Annotated in this window: 13 protein-coding genes; 6 read left to right on the top strand and 7 right to left on the bottom strand. The window is 71.3% G+C overall.

Annotated features, from left to right (window positions below):
- Positions 1 to 19 precede the first annotated feature (19 nt).
- On the top strand, positions 20 to 340 hold the full coding sequence (locus tag ACIQH8_RS14785; protein WP_401000005.1) for a hypothetical protein: 321 nt from the start codon (positions 20 to 22) through the stop codon (positions 338 to 340).
- A gap of 1 nt (position 341) precedes the next feature.
- Here ACIQH8_RS14785 and ACIQH8_RS14780 read toward each other — a convergent pair whose 3' ends face one another.
- Positions 342 to 845 carry a flavodoxin family protein gene (locus ACIQH8_RS14780; protein WP_401000003.1) on the bottom strand — a complete coding sequence of 168 codons (504 nt, stop codon included), beginning with the start codon at positions 843 to 845 and terminating at the stop codon, positions 342 to 344.
- Between the two features lie 135 nt (positions 846 to 980).
- On the opposite strand from ACIQH8_RS14780, the gene ACIQH8_RS14775 reads away from it, so the two are divergent.
- A complete protein-coding gene (locus tag ACIQH8_RS14775; protein WP_401000001.1) occupies positions 981 to 1,898 on the top strand; it encodes a DNA-methyltransferase in 918 nt (305 codons plus the stop codon).
- A 116-nt stretch (positions 1,899 to 2,014) separates the two neighbouring features.
- On the opposite strand, the gene ACIQH8_RS14770 is transcribed toward ACIQH8_RS14775, so the two are convergent.
- From ACIQH8_RS14770 to ACIQH8_RS14750, 5 genes are all read right to left on the bottom strand, one after another.
- Complete coding sequence (locus tag ACIQH8_RS14770; RefSeq protein WP_400999999.1) at positions 2,015 to 3,040, bottom strand: LacI family DNA-binding transcriptional regulator; 1,026 nt, start codon at positions 3,038 to 3,040, stop codon at positions 2,015 to 2,017.
- A gap of 75 nt (positions 3,041 to 3,115) precedes the next feature.
- Positions 3,116 to 4,597, bottom strand: a complete 1,482-nt coding sequence (locus ACIQH8_RS14765; protein ID WP_400999997.1) for a GH1 family beta-glucosidase — start codon at positions 4,595 to 4,597, stop codon at positions 3,116 to 3,118.
- Positions 4,594 to 5,511: a carbohydrate ABC transporter permease gene (locus ACIQH8_RS14760; protein ID WP_400999995.1), complete on the bottom strand. Its 918-nt coding sequence runs from the start codon at positions 5,509 to 5,511 to the stop codon at positions 4,594 to 4,596. Before ACIQH8_RS14760 ends, ACIQH8_RS14765 begins: the two co-directional genes overlap by 4 nt.
- Positions 5,508 to 6,539 carry a carbohydrate ABC transporter permease gene (locus ACIQH8_RS14755; protein WP_400999993.1) on the bottom strand — a complete coding sequence of 344 codons (1,032 nt, stop codon included), beginning with the start codon at positions 6,537 to 6,539 and terminating at the stop codon, positions 5,508 to 5,510. Before ACIQH8_RS14755 ends, ACIQH8_RS14760 begins: the two co-directional genes overlap by 4 nt.
- 79 nt (positions 6,540 to 6,618) lie before the next feature.
- Positions 6,619 to 7,884: an ABC transporter substrate-binding protein gene (locus ACIQH8_RS14750; RefSeq protein ID WP_400999991.1), complete on the bottom strand. Its 1,266-nt coding sequence runs from the start codon at positions 7,882 to 7,884 to the stop codon at positions 6,619 to 6,621.
- Positions 7,885 to 8,153: 269 nt separating this feature from the next.
- Between ACIQH8_RS14750 and ACIQH8_RS14745 the strand changes: the two genes are divergently transcribed.
- The 4 genes from ACIQH8_RS14745 to ACIQH8_RS14730 all read left to right on the top strand — a co-directional run bounded on the left by ACIQH8_RS14745 (position 8,154) and on the right by ACIQH8_RS14730 (position 12,649).
- The gene (locus ACIQH8_RS14745) at positions 8,154 to 8,879 is read left to right on the top strand and encodes an amidase domain-containing protein (RefSeq protein ID WP_400999989.1); all 726 of its coding nucleotides are present in this window, start codon (positions 8,154 to 8,156) and stop codon (positions 8,877 to 8,879) included.
- The gene (locus ACIQH8_RS14740; protein WP_400999987.1) at positions 8,879 to 9,679 is read left to right on the top strand and encodes a M15 family metallopeptidase; all 801 of its coding nucleotides are present in this window, start codon (positions 8,879 to 8,881) and stop codon (positions 9,677 to 9,679) included. Before ACIQH8_RS14745 ends, ACIQH8_RS14740 begins: the two co-directional genes overlap by 1 nt.
- Positions 9,680 to 9,743: 64 nt before the next feature.
- Entirely contained in the window at positions 9,744 to 10,994 is a 1,251-nt protein-coding gene (locus ACIQH8_RS14735; protein ID WP_400999985.1) for an MFS transporter, read from the top strand.
- A 134-nt stretch (positions 10,995 to 11,128) separates the two neighbouring features.
- The gene (locus tag ACIQH8_RS14730; RefSeq protein WP_400999983.1) at positions 11,129 to 12,649 is read left to right on the top strand and encodes an amidase domain-containing protein; all 1,521 of its coding nucleotides are present in this window, start codon (positions 11,129 to 11,131) and stop codon (positions 12,647 to 12,649) included.
- A gap of 69 nt (positions 12,650 to 12,718) precedes the next feature.
- On the opposite strand, the gene ACIQH8_RS14725 is transcribed toward ACIQH8_RS14730, so the two are convergent.
- On the bottom strand, positions 12,719 to 13,942 hold the full coding sequence (locus ACIQH8_RS14725) for a polysaccharide pyruvyl transferase family protein (RefSeq protein ID WP_400999981.1): 1,224 nt from the start codon (positions 13,940 to 13,942) through the stop codon (positions 12,719 to 12,721).
- Positions 13,943 to 14,019: the final 77 nt, after the last annotated feature.

Below are 14,019 nucleotides of genomic sequence, written 5' to 3'. Positions count from 1 at the left end.
GGGCGTCTACAATCGCCGGGTGGACTGGTGGATGATCCTGATCATCGCCGGCGCGGTCGTCGCGTTCGGCGTGTTCGCCACGCGCAAGGGGTGGATCGACCTGTCCGACAAGACCAAGACGGGCAAGCCCAGCGGGTCAGCGGTCATGATGATCGGCGACGAGGTCTTCGCACCGCGCAAGTACGAGGCGCAGGTCGAGGTCGACCGCCAGGCACGGCTTCCCGTCCCCGCGCCCGTTCCCGGCGATGGCGACAAGGGCATCGCCTTCGCCGCGGCCGACGCCGACGACGACGATCCCGATCGGTTCCGCGGTCGCATCCGGCTCGACGTCGATCGCTGAGCTACGCGTCCGTGAGCGTCGCGCCCCACTCCCGCGCCCGCTCGAGCTCGCCGTCGGCCAGCGGGCCGGAGTAGCCGTGCACGCCGAAGGTCCTCGGCGGGTCGACCGGTCGGAACCCCTTCGCGACGAGCGCCTTCATCGCCTTCTTCGCGGCCGATCCGGGCAGGCGCGGCTTCACGGTGCGCGTGTCGAACGTCGCGACCGCGACGGCCGACGTCGGCGGGGCGAGTTCATCGATCCACTCGCGGATGCCGCGGGCGGGGATCCCGGTCGCGCCCTGCTGCCGTGCGTTGTTCCGGGTGGACGCGGTCGACATCGAGAACGCGTGCGTCGGCCCGCCGACGATCACGAGGTCGACCTCCGGGTCGATCGCGCGCGGCGCCTCGGTCGCGGCGACGACGTCGACGCGTTCGACGCCCGCGCTGCCGCGCAGCCCCTCGGCGGCCGCCTCGGCGAGGGATCCGGTGTTGCCCCAGATCGTCTCGTACACCACCAATGCGCGCATGATCCTGCTCCCCGACCCGGGCCGGCGCCGTCGGCGCCTGCTGCCAGGCGTTCAGCGTAGGGCCGGGCCGGCTCGCCGGACCGGGACCTTCGACCGGCGGCGCCCGCCGCGCCCGTGCGCTGGCAGACTTGAGCGGTGTCCGCCGACGAACCCGATCGCGTGATCCACGCCGACAACCTCGACGTGCTGCGTTCGTTCCCCGACGGCCGGTTCACGCTCGTCTACCTCGACCCGCCGTTCAACACGGGTCGGTCGCAGGCGCGCCAGTCCCTCCGCCACGTGCGGCAGACGGTGACGGATGGCGCGGCCGACGCGCCATCCGTCACCGACCTCGCGCAGGGCGCCGAGCCGCCCCCGACCCGGGGTCTCTCGATCACCGGCTTCGCCGGCAACCGGTACGAGCGCATCCGCGGCGACCTGCTCAGGTACGACGACCGGTTCGACGACTACTGGGGGTTCCTCGAGCCGCGGCTCGTCGAGGCGTGGCGCCTGCTCGCCGACGACGGCACGCTGTACCTGCATCTCGACTACCGCGAGGCGCACTACGCGAAGGTGCTGCTCGATGCGCTGTTCGGGCGCGAGTGCTTCCTCAACGAGCTGATCTGGGCGTACGACTACGGCGCGAAGTCGAAGCGGCGCTGGCCGACCAAGCACGACACGATCCTCGTGTACGTGAAAGATCCGGAGGCGTACTTCTTCGATTCCGAGGCCGTCGACCGCGAGCCGTACATGGCGCCGGGGCTCGTGACGCCCGAGAAGGCCGCGCGCGGCAAGCTGCCGACGGATGTCTGGTGGCACACGATCGTTTCACCGACGGGCCGCGAGAAGACCGGCTACCCCACGCAGAAGCCCGAGGGGGTGCTGCGGCGGATCGTGCAGGCGTCGAGCCGCCCGGGCGACTGGGTGCTCGACGCGTTCGCCGGCTCGGGCACCACGGGCGCGGTCGCGCGCACGCTCGGCCGCCGGTTCGTCCTGGTCGACGAGCACGCCGACGCGATCGAGGTCATGCGGCGCCGGTTCGCGGATGCCCCGGGCATCCGTTTCGACGCCTGACGCTGCGCTCCTGCATTCGAGTGCCGTTTCTGCGGTGGAGTGCGCCCTGAACCGGTGCGCGAACGCAGAACGTGCACTCGAACGGGAGCGCGCGGGCGAACGCGGCGCCGCGCTCGCTACGCCGAGGCGCGGCGCACGAGCCTGGTCGGCAGGATGTTGCGGTGCGGCACGTCCTCGCCCGCGAGCAGTCGCACCAGCAGGTCGGCCATCAGGTAGCCCATCTCCTCCGACGGCTGGTGCACCGTCGTGAGCGGGATCGCCGACGACGTCGCGGCGGGGCTGTCGTCGTAGCCGACCACGGCGACGTCCTCGGGCACGTGCCGGCCGCGCTCGCGCAGCACGGCGAGCGCGCCGGTGGCCATGAGGTCGCTCGCCACGAAGATCGCGTCGAGGTCGGGTACCCGATCGAGCAGGCGCCGCGTCGCGGCGACCGCGCCCGCGACCGTGAAGTCCGCGGTCTCGACCGCGTCGGCGGGCTGACCGGCCGTGGCCATCGAGCGCCGGAAGCCCTCCAGCCGGTCGACGGCGGCGGGCATGTCGAGCGGGCCGGTGATCGTGCCGATGCGCTTGCGGCCGGCTGCGATGAGCCGCTCGGTTGCGGTCATTCCGCCCTCGAGGTTGTCGACGTCGACGAAGATGTCGGTCTCGGTGATGTTCGGCGGCCGGCCGCCGAACACGATCGGCATCTCGCGCGCGGCCTCGTGCAGCTGGTGATCGCCCTCGTGGTGCGAGACGACGAGGGCGCCGTCGACGACCCCGGAGCGCAGGTAGCGCAGGGTCTTCCGGTTCGGATCGCTCGTCGAGAGCAGCAGGTTCAGCACGTACTCGCTGTCGTCGAGGCGGCGGGTGATGCCCTGCACGATCGACGCGAAGTACGGGTCGCCGAAGAACATGCGCGTGTCCTCCGGCACCACGAGCCCGATGGCCCCCGAGGTCCGGCTGGCGAGCGAACGCGCCGCCCGGTTCGGCACGTAGTTGAGCTTCGCGATGGCCGCGTTGACGACGCGGACGACATCGGGCGAGACCTTGGGCGAACCGTTCACGACGCGGCTCACCGTCGCGCGCGACACGTTCGCCTCTCGCGCGACCATCTCGAGGGTCGGCGCAGACGAACGCGCCCCGGCTCCGGTCGACCCCTGCATGCCGGCCAGTCTATTTGCGGTGTTCATGCGGCGGCAGTCATGGGGCGTCGGTCCGGGGCGCGTTCGTCGGGTCGTTCAGCGAGCGGATGCCGCGGGCAGGCCGCGATCGCGGATGACGCGCTGGTAGGCGAGGCCGCTGTCCTTGATCGAGCGCTCCTGGGTGTCGTAGTCGACGCGGACGAGGCCGAATCGCTTGTCGTAGCCCCACGCCCACTCGAAGTTGTCCAGGATCGACCAGTAGAAGTAGCCGTGCACGGGCGTGCCCTCGTCGATCGCGTCGAGGACCGCGCCGAGGTGACCGAGCAGGAACTCGGTGCGCTCGTGGTCGTGCACCGCGCCATCCGTCGCCACCACGTCGTCGTATGCCGCACCGTTCTCGGTGACGTACAGCCGCACGTCGGCCGGACCCGAGTACTCGCGGTGCACACGGCCGAGGAGCTCGCGCAGCCCGTCGGGCTGCACCTCCCAGCCCATGCCGGTCTGCGGCAGGCCCTGCGAGTGGAAGTGCACGCCGTCGGCGGCGGGGTACGGCGACCGGGTCGGCCGATCGGTCGGTGCCTGCCCCTCGAGCGGCTCCGCCGCCGGCCGGTCGCTGACCGACTCGCCGTGGTAGTAGTTCACGCCGAGCGCGTCGATCGGCGTCGAGATGATCTCGAGGTCGCCCGGCTGGATCGCGTCGCGCAGGCCGAGGTGGCCGACATCCGCCAGCAGGTCGCCCGCGTAGTGGCCGCGGAAGATCGGGTCGAGGAAGACCCGGTTGAACTGGCCGTCGATGCGACGGGCGGCGTCGACGTCTCCGGGACGCGTCGGGTCGACCGGCTTCGCGACCGTCAGGTTCAGCGTGATGCCGAGCTCGAGCGACTCGTCGCGCTCGCGGAGCGCCTGTACCGCGAGGCCGTGGCCGAGCAGGAGGTGGTGCGCGGCGCGGAGGCCCGCCTCGACGTCCTGGCGCCCGGGCGCGTGCGCACCGGCCGTGTAGCTGAGGAACGACGAGCACCACGGCTCGTTGAGCGTCGTCCAGACCTTCACACGGTCGCCGAGCGCGTCGTGCATGGTGAGCGCGTAGTCGCGGAACCGGAATGCGGTGTCGCGGTTCGCCCAGCCGCCCTGCTCCTCGAGGGCCTGCGGGAGGTCCCAGTGGTAGAGCGTGAGCCAGGGCAGGATGCCCTGCTCGAGCAGCTCGTCGACGAGGCGCGAGTAGAAGTCGACGCCCTTCGCGTTGACGGGTCCGCCGTCCGGGCGCACGCGCGCCCACGAGGTCGAGAACCGGTACGTGTCGAGCCCGAGCTCGCGCATGAGTGCGACGTCGTCGCGGTAGCGGTGGTAGTGGTCGCACGCGACGTCCCCGTTGTCGGCCTTGACGACCGCGCCGGGCACGCGGCTGAAGGCGTCCCAGATCGAGTCGGTGCGGCCGTCCTCGTGGGCGGCGCCCTCGATCTGGTAGGCGGCGGCCGCCGCGCCGAGGAGGAAGCCCTCGGGGAAGCGGCGCACGGCCGACGGTGCGACCGCGGGTGCGGCATCCGTCGTCGCGGTGGTAATGGGCTGGATGGTGGTCATCCCTTGACGGCTCCTTGCATGATTCCTGAGACGAGCTGCTTGCCGGCGACGACGAACAGCAGGAGGAGGGGGATGGTCGACAGCAGCACGCCCGCGAGCACGATCGAGTAGTCCACGAAGTGGTTGGACTGCAGGAGCGAGAGCGCGACGGGCAGCGTCGGATCGCTGCGGTCGAGCACGATGAACGGCCAGAAGAAGTTGTTCCAGGCCGTGACGAAGGTGAAGAGGCCGAGCATCGCCGCGGCGGGGCGGGCGGCGACGACGCCGATGGTCCAGAACGTGCGGATCATCGACGCACCGTCGACGCGGGCGGCCTCGATGAGCTCGTCGGGGACCGACTGGCGCAGGTACTGCGTCATCCAGAACACGCCGAACGCGCTCGTGATCGCCGGAATGATGATCGCGCCGATCTGACCGGTCCAGCCGAGGTCGGCGAACAGGATGTACAGCGGCACGACGCCGAGCTGCATCGGCACGGCCATCGTGGCGACCACGAACACCAGCAGGGCCTTGGACCCGGGGAAGCGGAGCTTGGCGAACGCCCAGCCGGCGAGCGTCGAGGTGACGACGACGGCCGCCGCGATCAGCGCCGAGCTGTAGATCGAGTTCCACAGCGCGGGCCAGAAGTTCACGGCCGGGTCGTTCACGACGGTGTTCGCGTTGGCGAGGAAGTTGCCCGCGGGCCACCACGAGAAGTCGGGATCGTTGATCGTGGTCGAGTCGCCCGAGCCGATGAGGAAGGACCAGTAGAACGGGAACAGCGAGCCGATGAACACGACGCCGAGGCCCGCGTAGACCCAGAAGCCCGCCCGGCGGCCCTTGATGCGGGTCGTCCGGTTGCGCTTGCGCTGCGGCGTCTCGGGGATGCTCGACTCGACGATGGACAGTGCGGCGGGGGAGTTCAGGGAGCTCATGCGCGCACTCCCTTCTGCTTCTTGCCGGCCTTCGGGGTCCTGATGCCCTCGTCGCGGACGAGGGTCCGGGTGACGGCGAGGTTGATGAGCCCGATGACGAGGATGATGAGGAAGAGGATCCACGCGAGCGCTGCCGCCCGTCCGAAGTTCCATTCGCCCCAGCCGATGTTGTAGAGGAACAGCGTGATCGTGAGCCACTGCTGGGCGGGGCCGCCCTCGCCGGTGTTGTCGAACATGCGCGGCTCGTCGAAGATCTGCAGGCCGCCGATGGTCGAGGTGATGATGACGAAGATCAGCGTCGCCTTGAGCGAGGGGAGCGTGATGCTGGTGAACTGGCGGAAGGCGCCGGCACCGTCGACGGTGGCCGCCTCGTAGTAGTCGCGCGGGATCGCCTGCATCGCGGCGAGGAGGATCAGCGTGTTGTAGCCCGTCCACCGGAAGTTGACCATCGTCGCGATGGCGACGTGGCTCCAGAACGGGTCCTTGTGCCAGGGCACGGCCGGCAGGCCGAGGTCGGTGAGGATGCCGTTCACGAGGCCGTGGACGTCGCCGAACATGTTGCTGAAGATGAGGGCGACCGCGACCGGCGCCATGACGAACGGCACGAGCACGCTCATCCGCCAGAACGTCTTGGCGCGGATGTTGCGGTCGAGCATCGCGGCGATGAAGATCGCGGCGATGAGCTGCGGCACGCTCGAGAGCAGGAAGATGCTGAACGTGTTGCGCAGCGCCGTCCAGAACTGCGGGTTCTGCAGGATCCAGACGTACTGGTCGAGGCCGACGAACTCGCCGGAGTTGCGGACCAGGTCCCAGTCCATGAGCGAGATGACCGCCGTGTAGCCGATCGGGAACAGGCCCACGATGGCGAACATGATGAAGAACGGCGAGATGTAGAGGTACGGGGAGAACTTCAGGTCCCAGCGGCTGAGGTGCTGGCGGAAGCCGAGCACGCGGACCGGGCGTGCCGGGGGCTCGGCGTGGTGCGGCGTGGCCGCCGGCGCCGGCGGTCGCGTTTGCGTCGAGGTCACGATGGGCTCCGAATCAGGTGCGTGGATGCGTCGGGGAGCGGGGTGCGGGCCGGTGCCGGCCCGCACCCCCGTCTCGGCCTTAGAAGGCCTCGACCTCGGCGACCCAGGTGTTCCACGCGGACTGCGCGTCCTCGGAACCGTCGAACGTGCGGTTGACCGCGTTCTGGAGCGCGTCGTGGTACTTGAAGTAGTCGGCGTCCTTGTACGGGGCGACCGTCACGGCCTCGGCGCGGTTGGAGAGGATCTCACCGGTCGGCGCGTTGTTGAAGTACTCGTTGGTCGCGCTCGCGAGCTCCTCGCTCTCGAGGGCCTCGACCTGGCTCGGGAAGGTGCCCGCGTTGGCGAAGGCCTTCATCTGCGTCTCGGGGCTGGTGAGCCAGTTCGCGAGCTCGAGGGCGGCCTCGACGTTCTCGCCGTCGGCGGGGACGGTCAGGTACGAGCCGCCCCAGTTGCCGCCGCCGTTCGGGAACACGTCGGCGACGTCCCATCCGGAGACGTCCGCGGCGGAGCCGGAGATGACGCCGAGCATCCAGCCCGGGCAGAGCATGGTCGCGAACTCGCCGTTGGCCATGGAGGCGAACCAGTCGTCCGACCACTGGCCGGAGTACGCCGAGTTCGGGATGGCGCGCTCGGTGACGAGCTCGTAGGCGTCGGCGATCTCCGGGTTCTCGGTCGCGATCACGGTGCCGTCGGGCTCGGTGTAGGTGTACTCGATCTGGTTCACGATGCCCTGGAGCACGGAGTTGGCCGAGTCGATCATGGGCTTGCCGGTGGCCTCGCGGTACTGGTCGGCGACGTCGAGGAAGTGCTCCCAGTCGCCGTCGAACAGCTCGGCGACCGACTCGCGGTCGCTCGGGAGGCCCGCGGACTCGAACAGGTCGGCGCGGTAGCAGATGCCCTGCGGGCCGATGTCGGTGCCGAAGCCGATGAGGCGGCCGTCGGCGTCCGTCGCTGCGGCCTCCTTCCAGTCGAGCCAGCGGCCCTTGACGCTGTCGGGCGCCTCGGCGAGCAGGTCGGAGTACTGCATGGCCTCGGCGAACCAGTCGATCTCGACCGCCTCGATGTCGGCCAGGCCGCCCTTGCCGAGCTTCTGGAAGTAGTTGGCGCGGGCGTCGCCGGACTCGGCGGCGACGTTGTGGACGATCGTCACGTTCGGGTGCTCGTCCATGTACTCCTGGAGGAGTTCGTCGGTGTAGCCGAAGTTGTTGAACGTGGCGACGGTCAGTTCGATCGGTCCGCCGTCGTCGGAGGCGGTGTCGTCGCCCGCGGCGCAGCCGGTGGCGATGAGGGCGAACGATGCGGCGCCGGCGAGGGCGGCGATCGCCTTGGTGCGTCGTGAAAGCATCACGGTCACTCCCTTGTGTGCGTGGAATCGGATTGCGGGCGCGTCGTTCGAGCGCGATCGATCTCCGGTGAGAGCGCTCTCACGATGCGGTTCCCGATGCTAGGCAGTCGTCAGTGCGGATGTCAAGAGAGCGCTCTCACATTCGAGCGATCGTGATCTTCGCGTGACCCCGCGAGACTCGACGGCTCGCACCTGCGGCGCCGGAGACGCACCGCTCGCACGCAGGCCGCTCCCGGCGTCCTCCGAGCCGCCGCGGCTACCGTGATCCGGTGCCACGAATCCGAACGCCCAGTCGCCGCGCCGTGGCGACCCTGCTCGGCGTGGCCGCCTTCGGCGCCCTGTGCCTGACCGGCTGCGGTGGCGTGCCGCCGCTCCCGCCCCAGGTCGCCTCGGCCGACTCCGCCTCGCCGACGCGGAGCGCCGGCATCGATGCCGACGACGGAGAGTCCGCCGACGACGAACCGGATTCGGATGTCGCCGACCTCAAGTCCGACCTCGTCGCCGACGAGACCAGCGACCCCGACGTGCTGGCGCAACTCGACTACGCCCTCGCATACTGGTCGGACTACAACGTCGAGGAGTGGGGCGTGCTGGAAGGCAATGATTGCGTCAACTTCGCCAGTCAGGTGCTGGTGGCGCGCGGATGGGCGCAGACCGCCGAGTGGAACCACGGCGGCGACCCGTACGCGTCGACCGCGTCGTGGCGGAGCTCGACCGCGATGCACGACTGGCTCTCGCGCCACCCCGAGCTCGCGACGCCGCTCGACGACGGCGAGCGCGACGAGGTGCGGCTGGGCGACATCGTCCAGTTCGACTGGGACCGATCCGGTGACCGCGATCACACGGGCATCGTGACGCGCATCGAGCGCGGCGACGGCGAGACGCGCATCTACTTCGCCGGCCACACGAAGGACAGCGACTATCGCGACGTCGACGTCGCGATCACCGAGGAGCACCCCGGTGCCGAGGTCTACTACTGGAGGCTCGCCGGGTGATGTCGTCCGGATCCCGCCCGTCCCCCCGCGTCCGCCGCACCCGTCTCATCGCCGCCGTCATCGGCATGGTCCTCGTCGCGATCGTCGTCGTGTGGGCCGTGCTCGCGTTCACACCGTCCGCCGACTCGGCGAGCGCGCCGGCATCGCCGTCGCCGACGGCGACGTCCACACCCCGACCCGCGCCGACCGCGACGTCCACGCCGACGCCGGTCGAGACCTTCGACAAGACGGCGCACTCGATCGACGACCCCGACAGCATCTGGGTCGTCGTCGACAAGCTCCGCCCGTTGAATCCGGCGGACTACGAGCCCGCCGACCTCGTCGTCGTCCCCGTGCCGCACACGTGGGAGCCGCTCATGCGCGCCGAGGCCGCGGACGCGGTCGTGCGGATGTTCCAGGCGGCGTCCGCCGAGGCGGGGCTCTCGCTCGCATCGAACAGTGCGTACCGGTCGTACGAGGCGCAGGAGCGGATCTACGACAACGACGACGAACTCACCGCGCGCCCGGGCTTCAGCGAACACCAGACCGGCCTCACGATCGACATCGGCCCGGAGTCCGGCAACTGCTCGCTCGCCGTCTGCTTCGCCGACACCCCCGAAGGCCAGTGGCTGCGCGACAACGCGCACCGCTTCGGCTTCCTGCTCCGCTACCCGGCCGACAAGGTCGAGGTCACCGGTTACCAGTTCGAGCCGTGGCACTTCCGCTACATCGGCACCGACCTCTCGACCGAGATGCACGAGAAGGGCATCACCACGCTCGAGGAGTTCTTCGGCCTTCCGGCGGCGCCGAACTATGCCTGACCGGTCGTCGGAGCCGTCGGCTGCCGGTGCGGCCGGCCCGGCGTCGGGTGATGTCGTCGATCGGATGCCGCGGCGCGAGCCCGCACGCGGCCGCCGGGGCCTGCAGCTCGGCCTCCTGATCGTCAACCAGCTGCTCGCGGGCATCGGTGTCGCGACCGGGATGACGCTCGCCGCGATCCTCGTCGCCGACCTCACGGGGGTGACGGCATTGGGCGGCCTCTCGCAGTCGGCCAGCGTGCTGGGTGCGGCGATCGCGGCGATCCCGCTCGCCCGGCTCGCGGTCCACTCCGGGCGGCATGTCGCGCTCGCGATCGGGTACGCGTCGTCCGCGGTCGGCGCGGTGCTCATCGTCGTGGCGGCGACGACCGGCCTGGTGCCCGTGGTCTTCCTCGGCCTGGCCGCCTTCGGGGCCGGCACGGCGGCCGGCCTCCAGGCTCGATTCGCCGCGACCGAGGTCGCGGCGCCCGGGTTCGAGGCCCGCTCGATGTCGCTCGTGCTCTGGGCCACCACGATCGGGTCGGTCGCCGGGCCGCTGCTCTCGTCCACGGGCGACCGGTTCGGTCAGGCGATCGGCCTGCCCGCGCTCGTCGGGCCGTTCGTGCTCTCGGGCGTCGTCTTCGCGATCGCCACGTTCGTCGCGGCGGCCGTGCTCCGGCTGCCGAGGGCCGGTCGACTCGTCGCCGATGCGTCGGGTGCCGGATCGAGCGAGCGCGTCGGGTCGTGGTCGGCCTTCCGAGCGGCCTTCCGTGATGCGCGGGGGCGCCTCGCGATCCTCGCGATCGTCTGCGCGCACACCGTCATGGTCGGCGTCATGGTGATGACCCCGGTGCACATGACCGGCCACGGTGTGCCCATCGCGATGGTCGGGGTCGTGATCAGCATCCACATCCTCGGGATGTACGCCGCGAGTCCCCTGATGGGCTGGCTGGTCGACCGGGTCGGCGCCCCGCGGGTGATCGCGCTCGGCGGCGCCATCCTCCTCGTCGCGACGCTCATCGGCCTCTTCGCGCCCGGGGACTCGATGGTGCTCGTCCCGGTCGCCCTCGGGCTGCTCGGGCTCGGCTGGTCGGCGGCGCTGATCGGCGGCTCGACCCTGCTGACCACGACGGTCGATCCGTCGTCGCGCGTCGCGCTGCAGGGGGCGACGGATGCCGCGATGAACGTCGCGGCCGCGGCATCCGCTGCACTCTCGGGCGTCGTGCTCGGGCTCGCCGGATTCGCGGGCGTGAACGCCGTCGCGATCGTCGTGCTCGTCCCGCTCGTGGTGGCCGGCATCGCGCTGGCGCGTCGCACGCGCCGCACCCGCGTCGCGTAGTGCGGGGTCGCGGCGTGATCCGCGACGATGAGCGCGCTCTCACGGTCCTCCCAGTGCGCGCGAGGGATCCTCACAAGATCACGTGATGGGCTGTGGTGTCCCCCGAAATGCCGACCGGAACACCCCCACGCCTCGTGCCCAGAAACTTCCTCCTGCCTGCCCACCGTCGTTCGACCTACCGCGCTCCCCACCCTGATGCCGCGCTCGACTTCGACCTGACGCCGCCCTCCGGCCACGCCGAACCCGACCCTCGACGAGGGGCGGCGCTCGCCGCCATCCGCGCCGAGCTCGACCTGCCCGAGCCTGCGGCCGACGCGACGCCGACGGGCGCACTGCATGGGGCCACGCGGCCGGCGACGGCGCGATCGACGTTCACCCCGGCGACGTCGGCGAACCCGACCCTCCTCGACTCGACCGTGCCCGATCCGGCCGAGCCGAACCCCCCTGCCGCGGACACCCCCGTCGCGGCGCCCATCGACTCGACCGTGCCCGATCCGGCCGAGCCGACCGCCCCGCCCGCGAGCACCGCGGACGCCGACGCCCGCACCGGCGGCGTCCGCAGCCTCGGCGAGGGCCTCCGCTTCCCGCGGCACCGGGCCGACCGCCGGGGCAATCGTCGCCCCTCGAGCGGCTCGCGCCGCCCGCTGCTCGTCGCGTGCGCTGCGTTCCTCCTCGGCGGCGCCGTCGGCGGTGGCGTGCTCGTGAACGGCATGCAGGACCCGGCCGTCGCGGACGCGTCCGCACGGGCCGCCGCGATCGACGAGCTCGCGGCGTCCGCCGGCGATGACGACATCGTGATCCCGCCCGTCACGACGGACGACCGCCCCGTCGTCACGACCGAGCTCTCCGCGAGCGAGGCGCCGTTCACGGGCGGCACGCAGGTGACCGTGCAGGGGCGCAACCTCGACCGGGTGGCCGCGGTCACCGTCGCCGGCTCCCCGGCGCAGATCGTCCGGTCCGACGCCGTCACGATCACGTTCGCGGTGCCCCCGGTCGACGACTCCGTGCGCGGCGACGCCGAGGTGCTCCTCGCGGACGCCGACGGCTCGACGGTCGACGTCGAGGTGCCGGTGGCATCCGCGCCCGCCTCGATCACCACGACGGTGCAGGGCATCGTCGAGGCGTCCGCGCCGCTCGAGGCCGCAGAGGTCGACAGCGCACCGCTCTCGATCTCGTACACCGACGACCCCGGAATCGAGGCGCAGGTGTCGTACGTGCTCGCGCACTGGGCGAACTACAACATCGCCGAGTACTCGGTGCTGAGCGGGGTCGACTGTGCGAACTTCGCCAGCCAGTCGCTCATCGCGCGCGGATGGAAGATGGATGCCGCGTGGAACTACGACCGCGGTACGGGGCGGATGACGAGCGCCTGGTCGAGCTCGACCGCCCTGCGCGACTACCTGCGCACGCGCACCGACGTCGCCACCGAGCTCACCGACGCCGAGCGGCGACAGGTCAAGATCGGCGACATCGCCCAGTTCGACTGGGACGGTTCGGGTGATCGCGACCACACGGCCGTCGTCACCCGAGTGGAGCACACCGACCAGGGCTCCAAGGTCTGGGTCGGCGGCCACACGAAGGACGCCGACTACTGGGACGTCGACGTCGCGCTCGCAACGGGCGGCGGCTCGGTGTCGTACTTCTCGCTGCGCTGAGCTCGCTGCGCTGAGCGCAGAGCGCCGAGCGCCGCGCCCCGGGATCGCGTCACCGGTCTGCGGGCGTCCTCACCCGGCGAGCGCCCGGGCGACGCGGTCGAACCACCCATCGGACTCGGCCATCGCCCGCGAGCGCAGGGCCGACGCCGTCCTCCTGGTGGTCGCCCGGCGGTCCCAGACGTCGCCGAGTGCGTCGCCGCCCCGATCCGAGGCGGCGAGGCCGAGCGGGATCACGCCATCCTGACCCCACCAGCCGGTCGCGCCCCGCAGCTTCACGGCGGTGTAGTCGTCGGCCGACAGCGCCGCGACCGGAACGCCTGCGGCGGTCGCGAACACCGCCGGATGGTACCGGCTCGTCACGAGCATCGCCGCACCGCGCGCGAGCCGCGCCGCGGACCGCGCGTCGCCGGGCTGGAGCAGCTCGGCGGGTGAACGCATGGCGTCGAGGACGGCGGCGTGGAGCACCTCGTCACCGGCCTCGATCTCCGGATCGAGCGAGCCGAAGTGCGGGTGGAAGCGCACCGGAGCATCCGCGCGTTCCGCCACGCGGTCGAGCGCCGAGGCGAGGCCTCGGACCGTCTCGTCGCGTGGGAGACCGCCGAGGTGGAGTGACAGGCTCACCAGTACGTACCGCTCCGCGGCGCCTCGCTCGATGTCGGACTCGATGCCCGAGGCGGATCGCGGATCGCCGATCCCGAGGAAGCTCGCGTCGTCCCGGTTCCCGGTGAGACGGTCCTCGGGCACCCCGAGTTCGCCCGCGAGCGCCAGCGATGCGGGCTCGCGCACGCCGGTGAGCCGGGCGGATCGCAGGAGTTCGGCGACCAGCCTGCGATCGGGCGGGTCGAGCCACGGACCGAGCGTCTGGCCCGAGACGACGAGCGGACGTCCCAGCCGGTCGGCGATGGCACCGAGCGCCGCGCGCTCGAAGACGTGCGACGGCCAGTTCGACGCGAGGTTGCCCCCACCCGCGATCACGACGGCGTCGGCGTCCGCGACGGCGTCGACCACGGCCGCCGCCGGGTCGCGGTCGGCGAGGTTCGGCGCGCCGCCCGCGGCGGCACGCACCGCCTCGAGGCGCTCGCGCATCTGCTCGCGCGTGCCGGTGAAGCCGATGCGTCCGATCGCGGCGACGCCGTACCGGGTCGCGGTGTCCGCCGGCGCTGCGGAGATCGCGGTGATCGCGTCGACGCCGCGATCGCGGAGCGCGGCGACCATGGCCTCGAACATCGCCTCGTCACCGATGTGCATCATGCCGTCGACCACGCCGACGTCGCCGATCATCGCGATCCGCATGCGTGCGCCACCTCCCAGCGAACTGTCAACCGGGTGACAGGAACGTCCATTGTGCCGAAGTATCATCCAGATCGCAT

Source organism: Agromyces sp. GXQ0307, from assembly GCF_044769845.1.
Taxonomy (GTDB): domain Bacteria; phylum Actinomycetota; class Actinomycetes; order Actinomycetales; family Microbacteriaceae; genus Agromyces.
This window is presented reverse-complemented; position numbering and strand designations above follow the sequence as displayed.

What these genes read in the sequence shown, in the direction of transcription:
- ACIQH8_RS14750 (WP_400999991.1), bottom strand. Translation starts at nt 7,884, where the DNA reads ATGCTTTCACGACGCACCAAGGCGATCGCCGCCCTCGCCGGCGCCGCA.
- ACIQH8_RS14735 (WP_400999985.1), top strand. Translation starts at nt 9,744, where the DNA reads ATGCCGCGGCGCGAGCCCGCACGCGGCCGCCGGGGCCTGCAGCTCGGC.
- ACIQH8_RS14760 (WP_400999995.1), bottom strand. Translation starts at nt 5,511, where the DNA reads ATGAGCTCCCTGAACTCCCCCGCCGCACTGTCCATCGTCGAGTCGAGC.
- ACIQH8_RS14725 (WP_400999981.1), bottom strand. Translation starts at nt 13,942, where the DNA reads ATGCGGATCGCGATGATCGGCGACGTCGGCGTGGTCGACGGCATGATG.
- ACIQH8_RS14765 (WP_400999997.1), bottom strand. Translation starts at nt 4,597, where the DNA reads ATGACCACCATCCAGCCCATTACCACCGCGACGACGGATGCCGCACCC.
- ACIQH8_RS14770 (WP_400999999.1), bottom strand. Translation starts at nt 3,040, where the DNA reads ATGCAGGGGTCGACCGGAGCCGGGGCGCGTTCGTCTGCGCCGACCCTC.
- ACIQH8_RS14780 (WP_401000003.1), bottom strand. Translation starts at nt 845, where the DNA reads ATGCGCGCATTGGTGGTGTACGAGACGATCTGGGGCAACACCGGATCC.
- ACIQH8_RS14740 (WP_400999987.1), top strand. Translation starts at nt 8,879, where the DNA reads ATGTCGTCCGGATCCCGCCCGTCCCCCCGCGTCCGCCGCACCCGTCTC.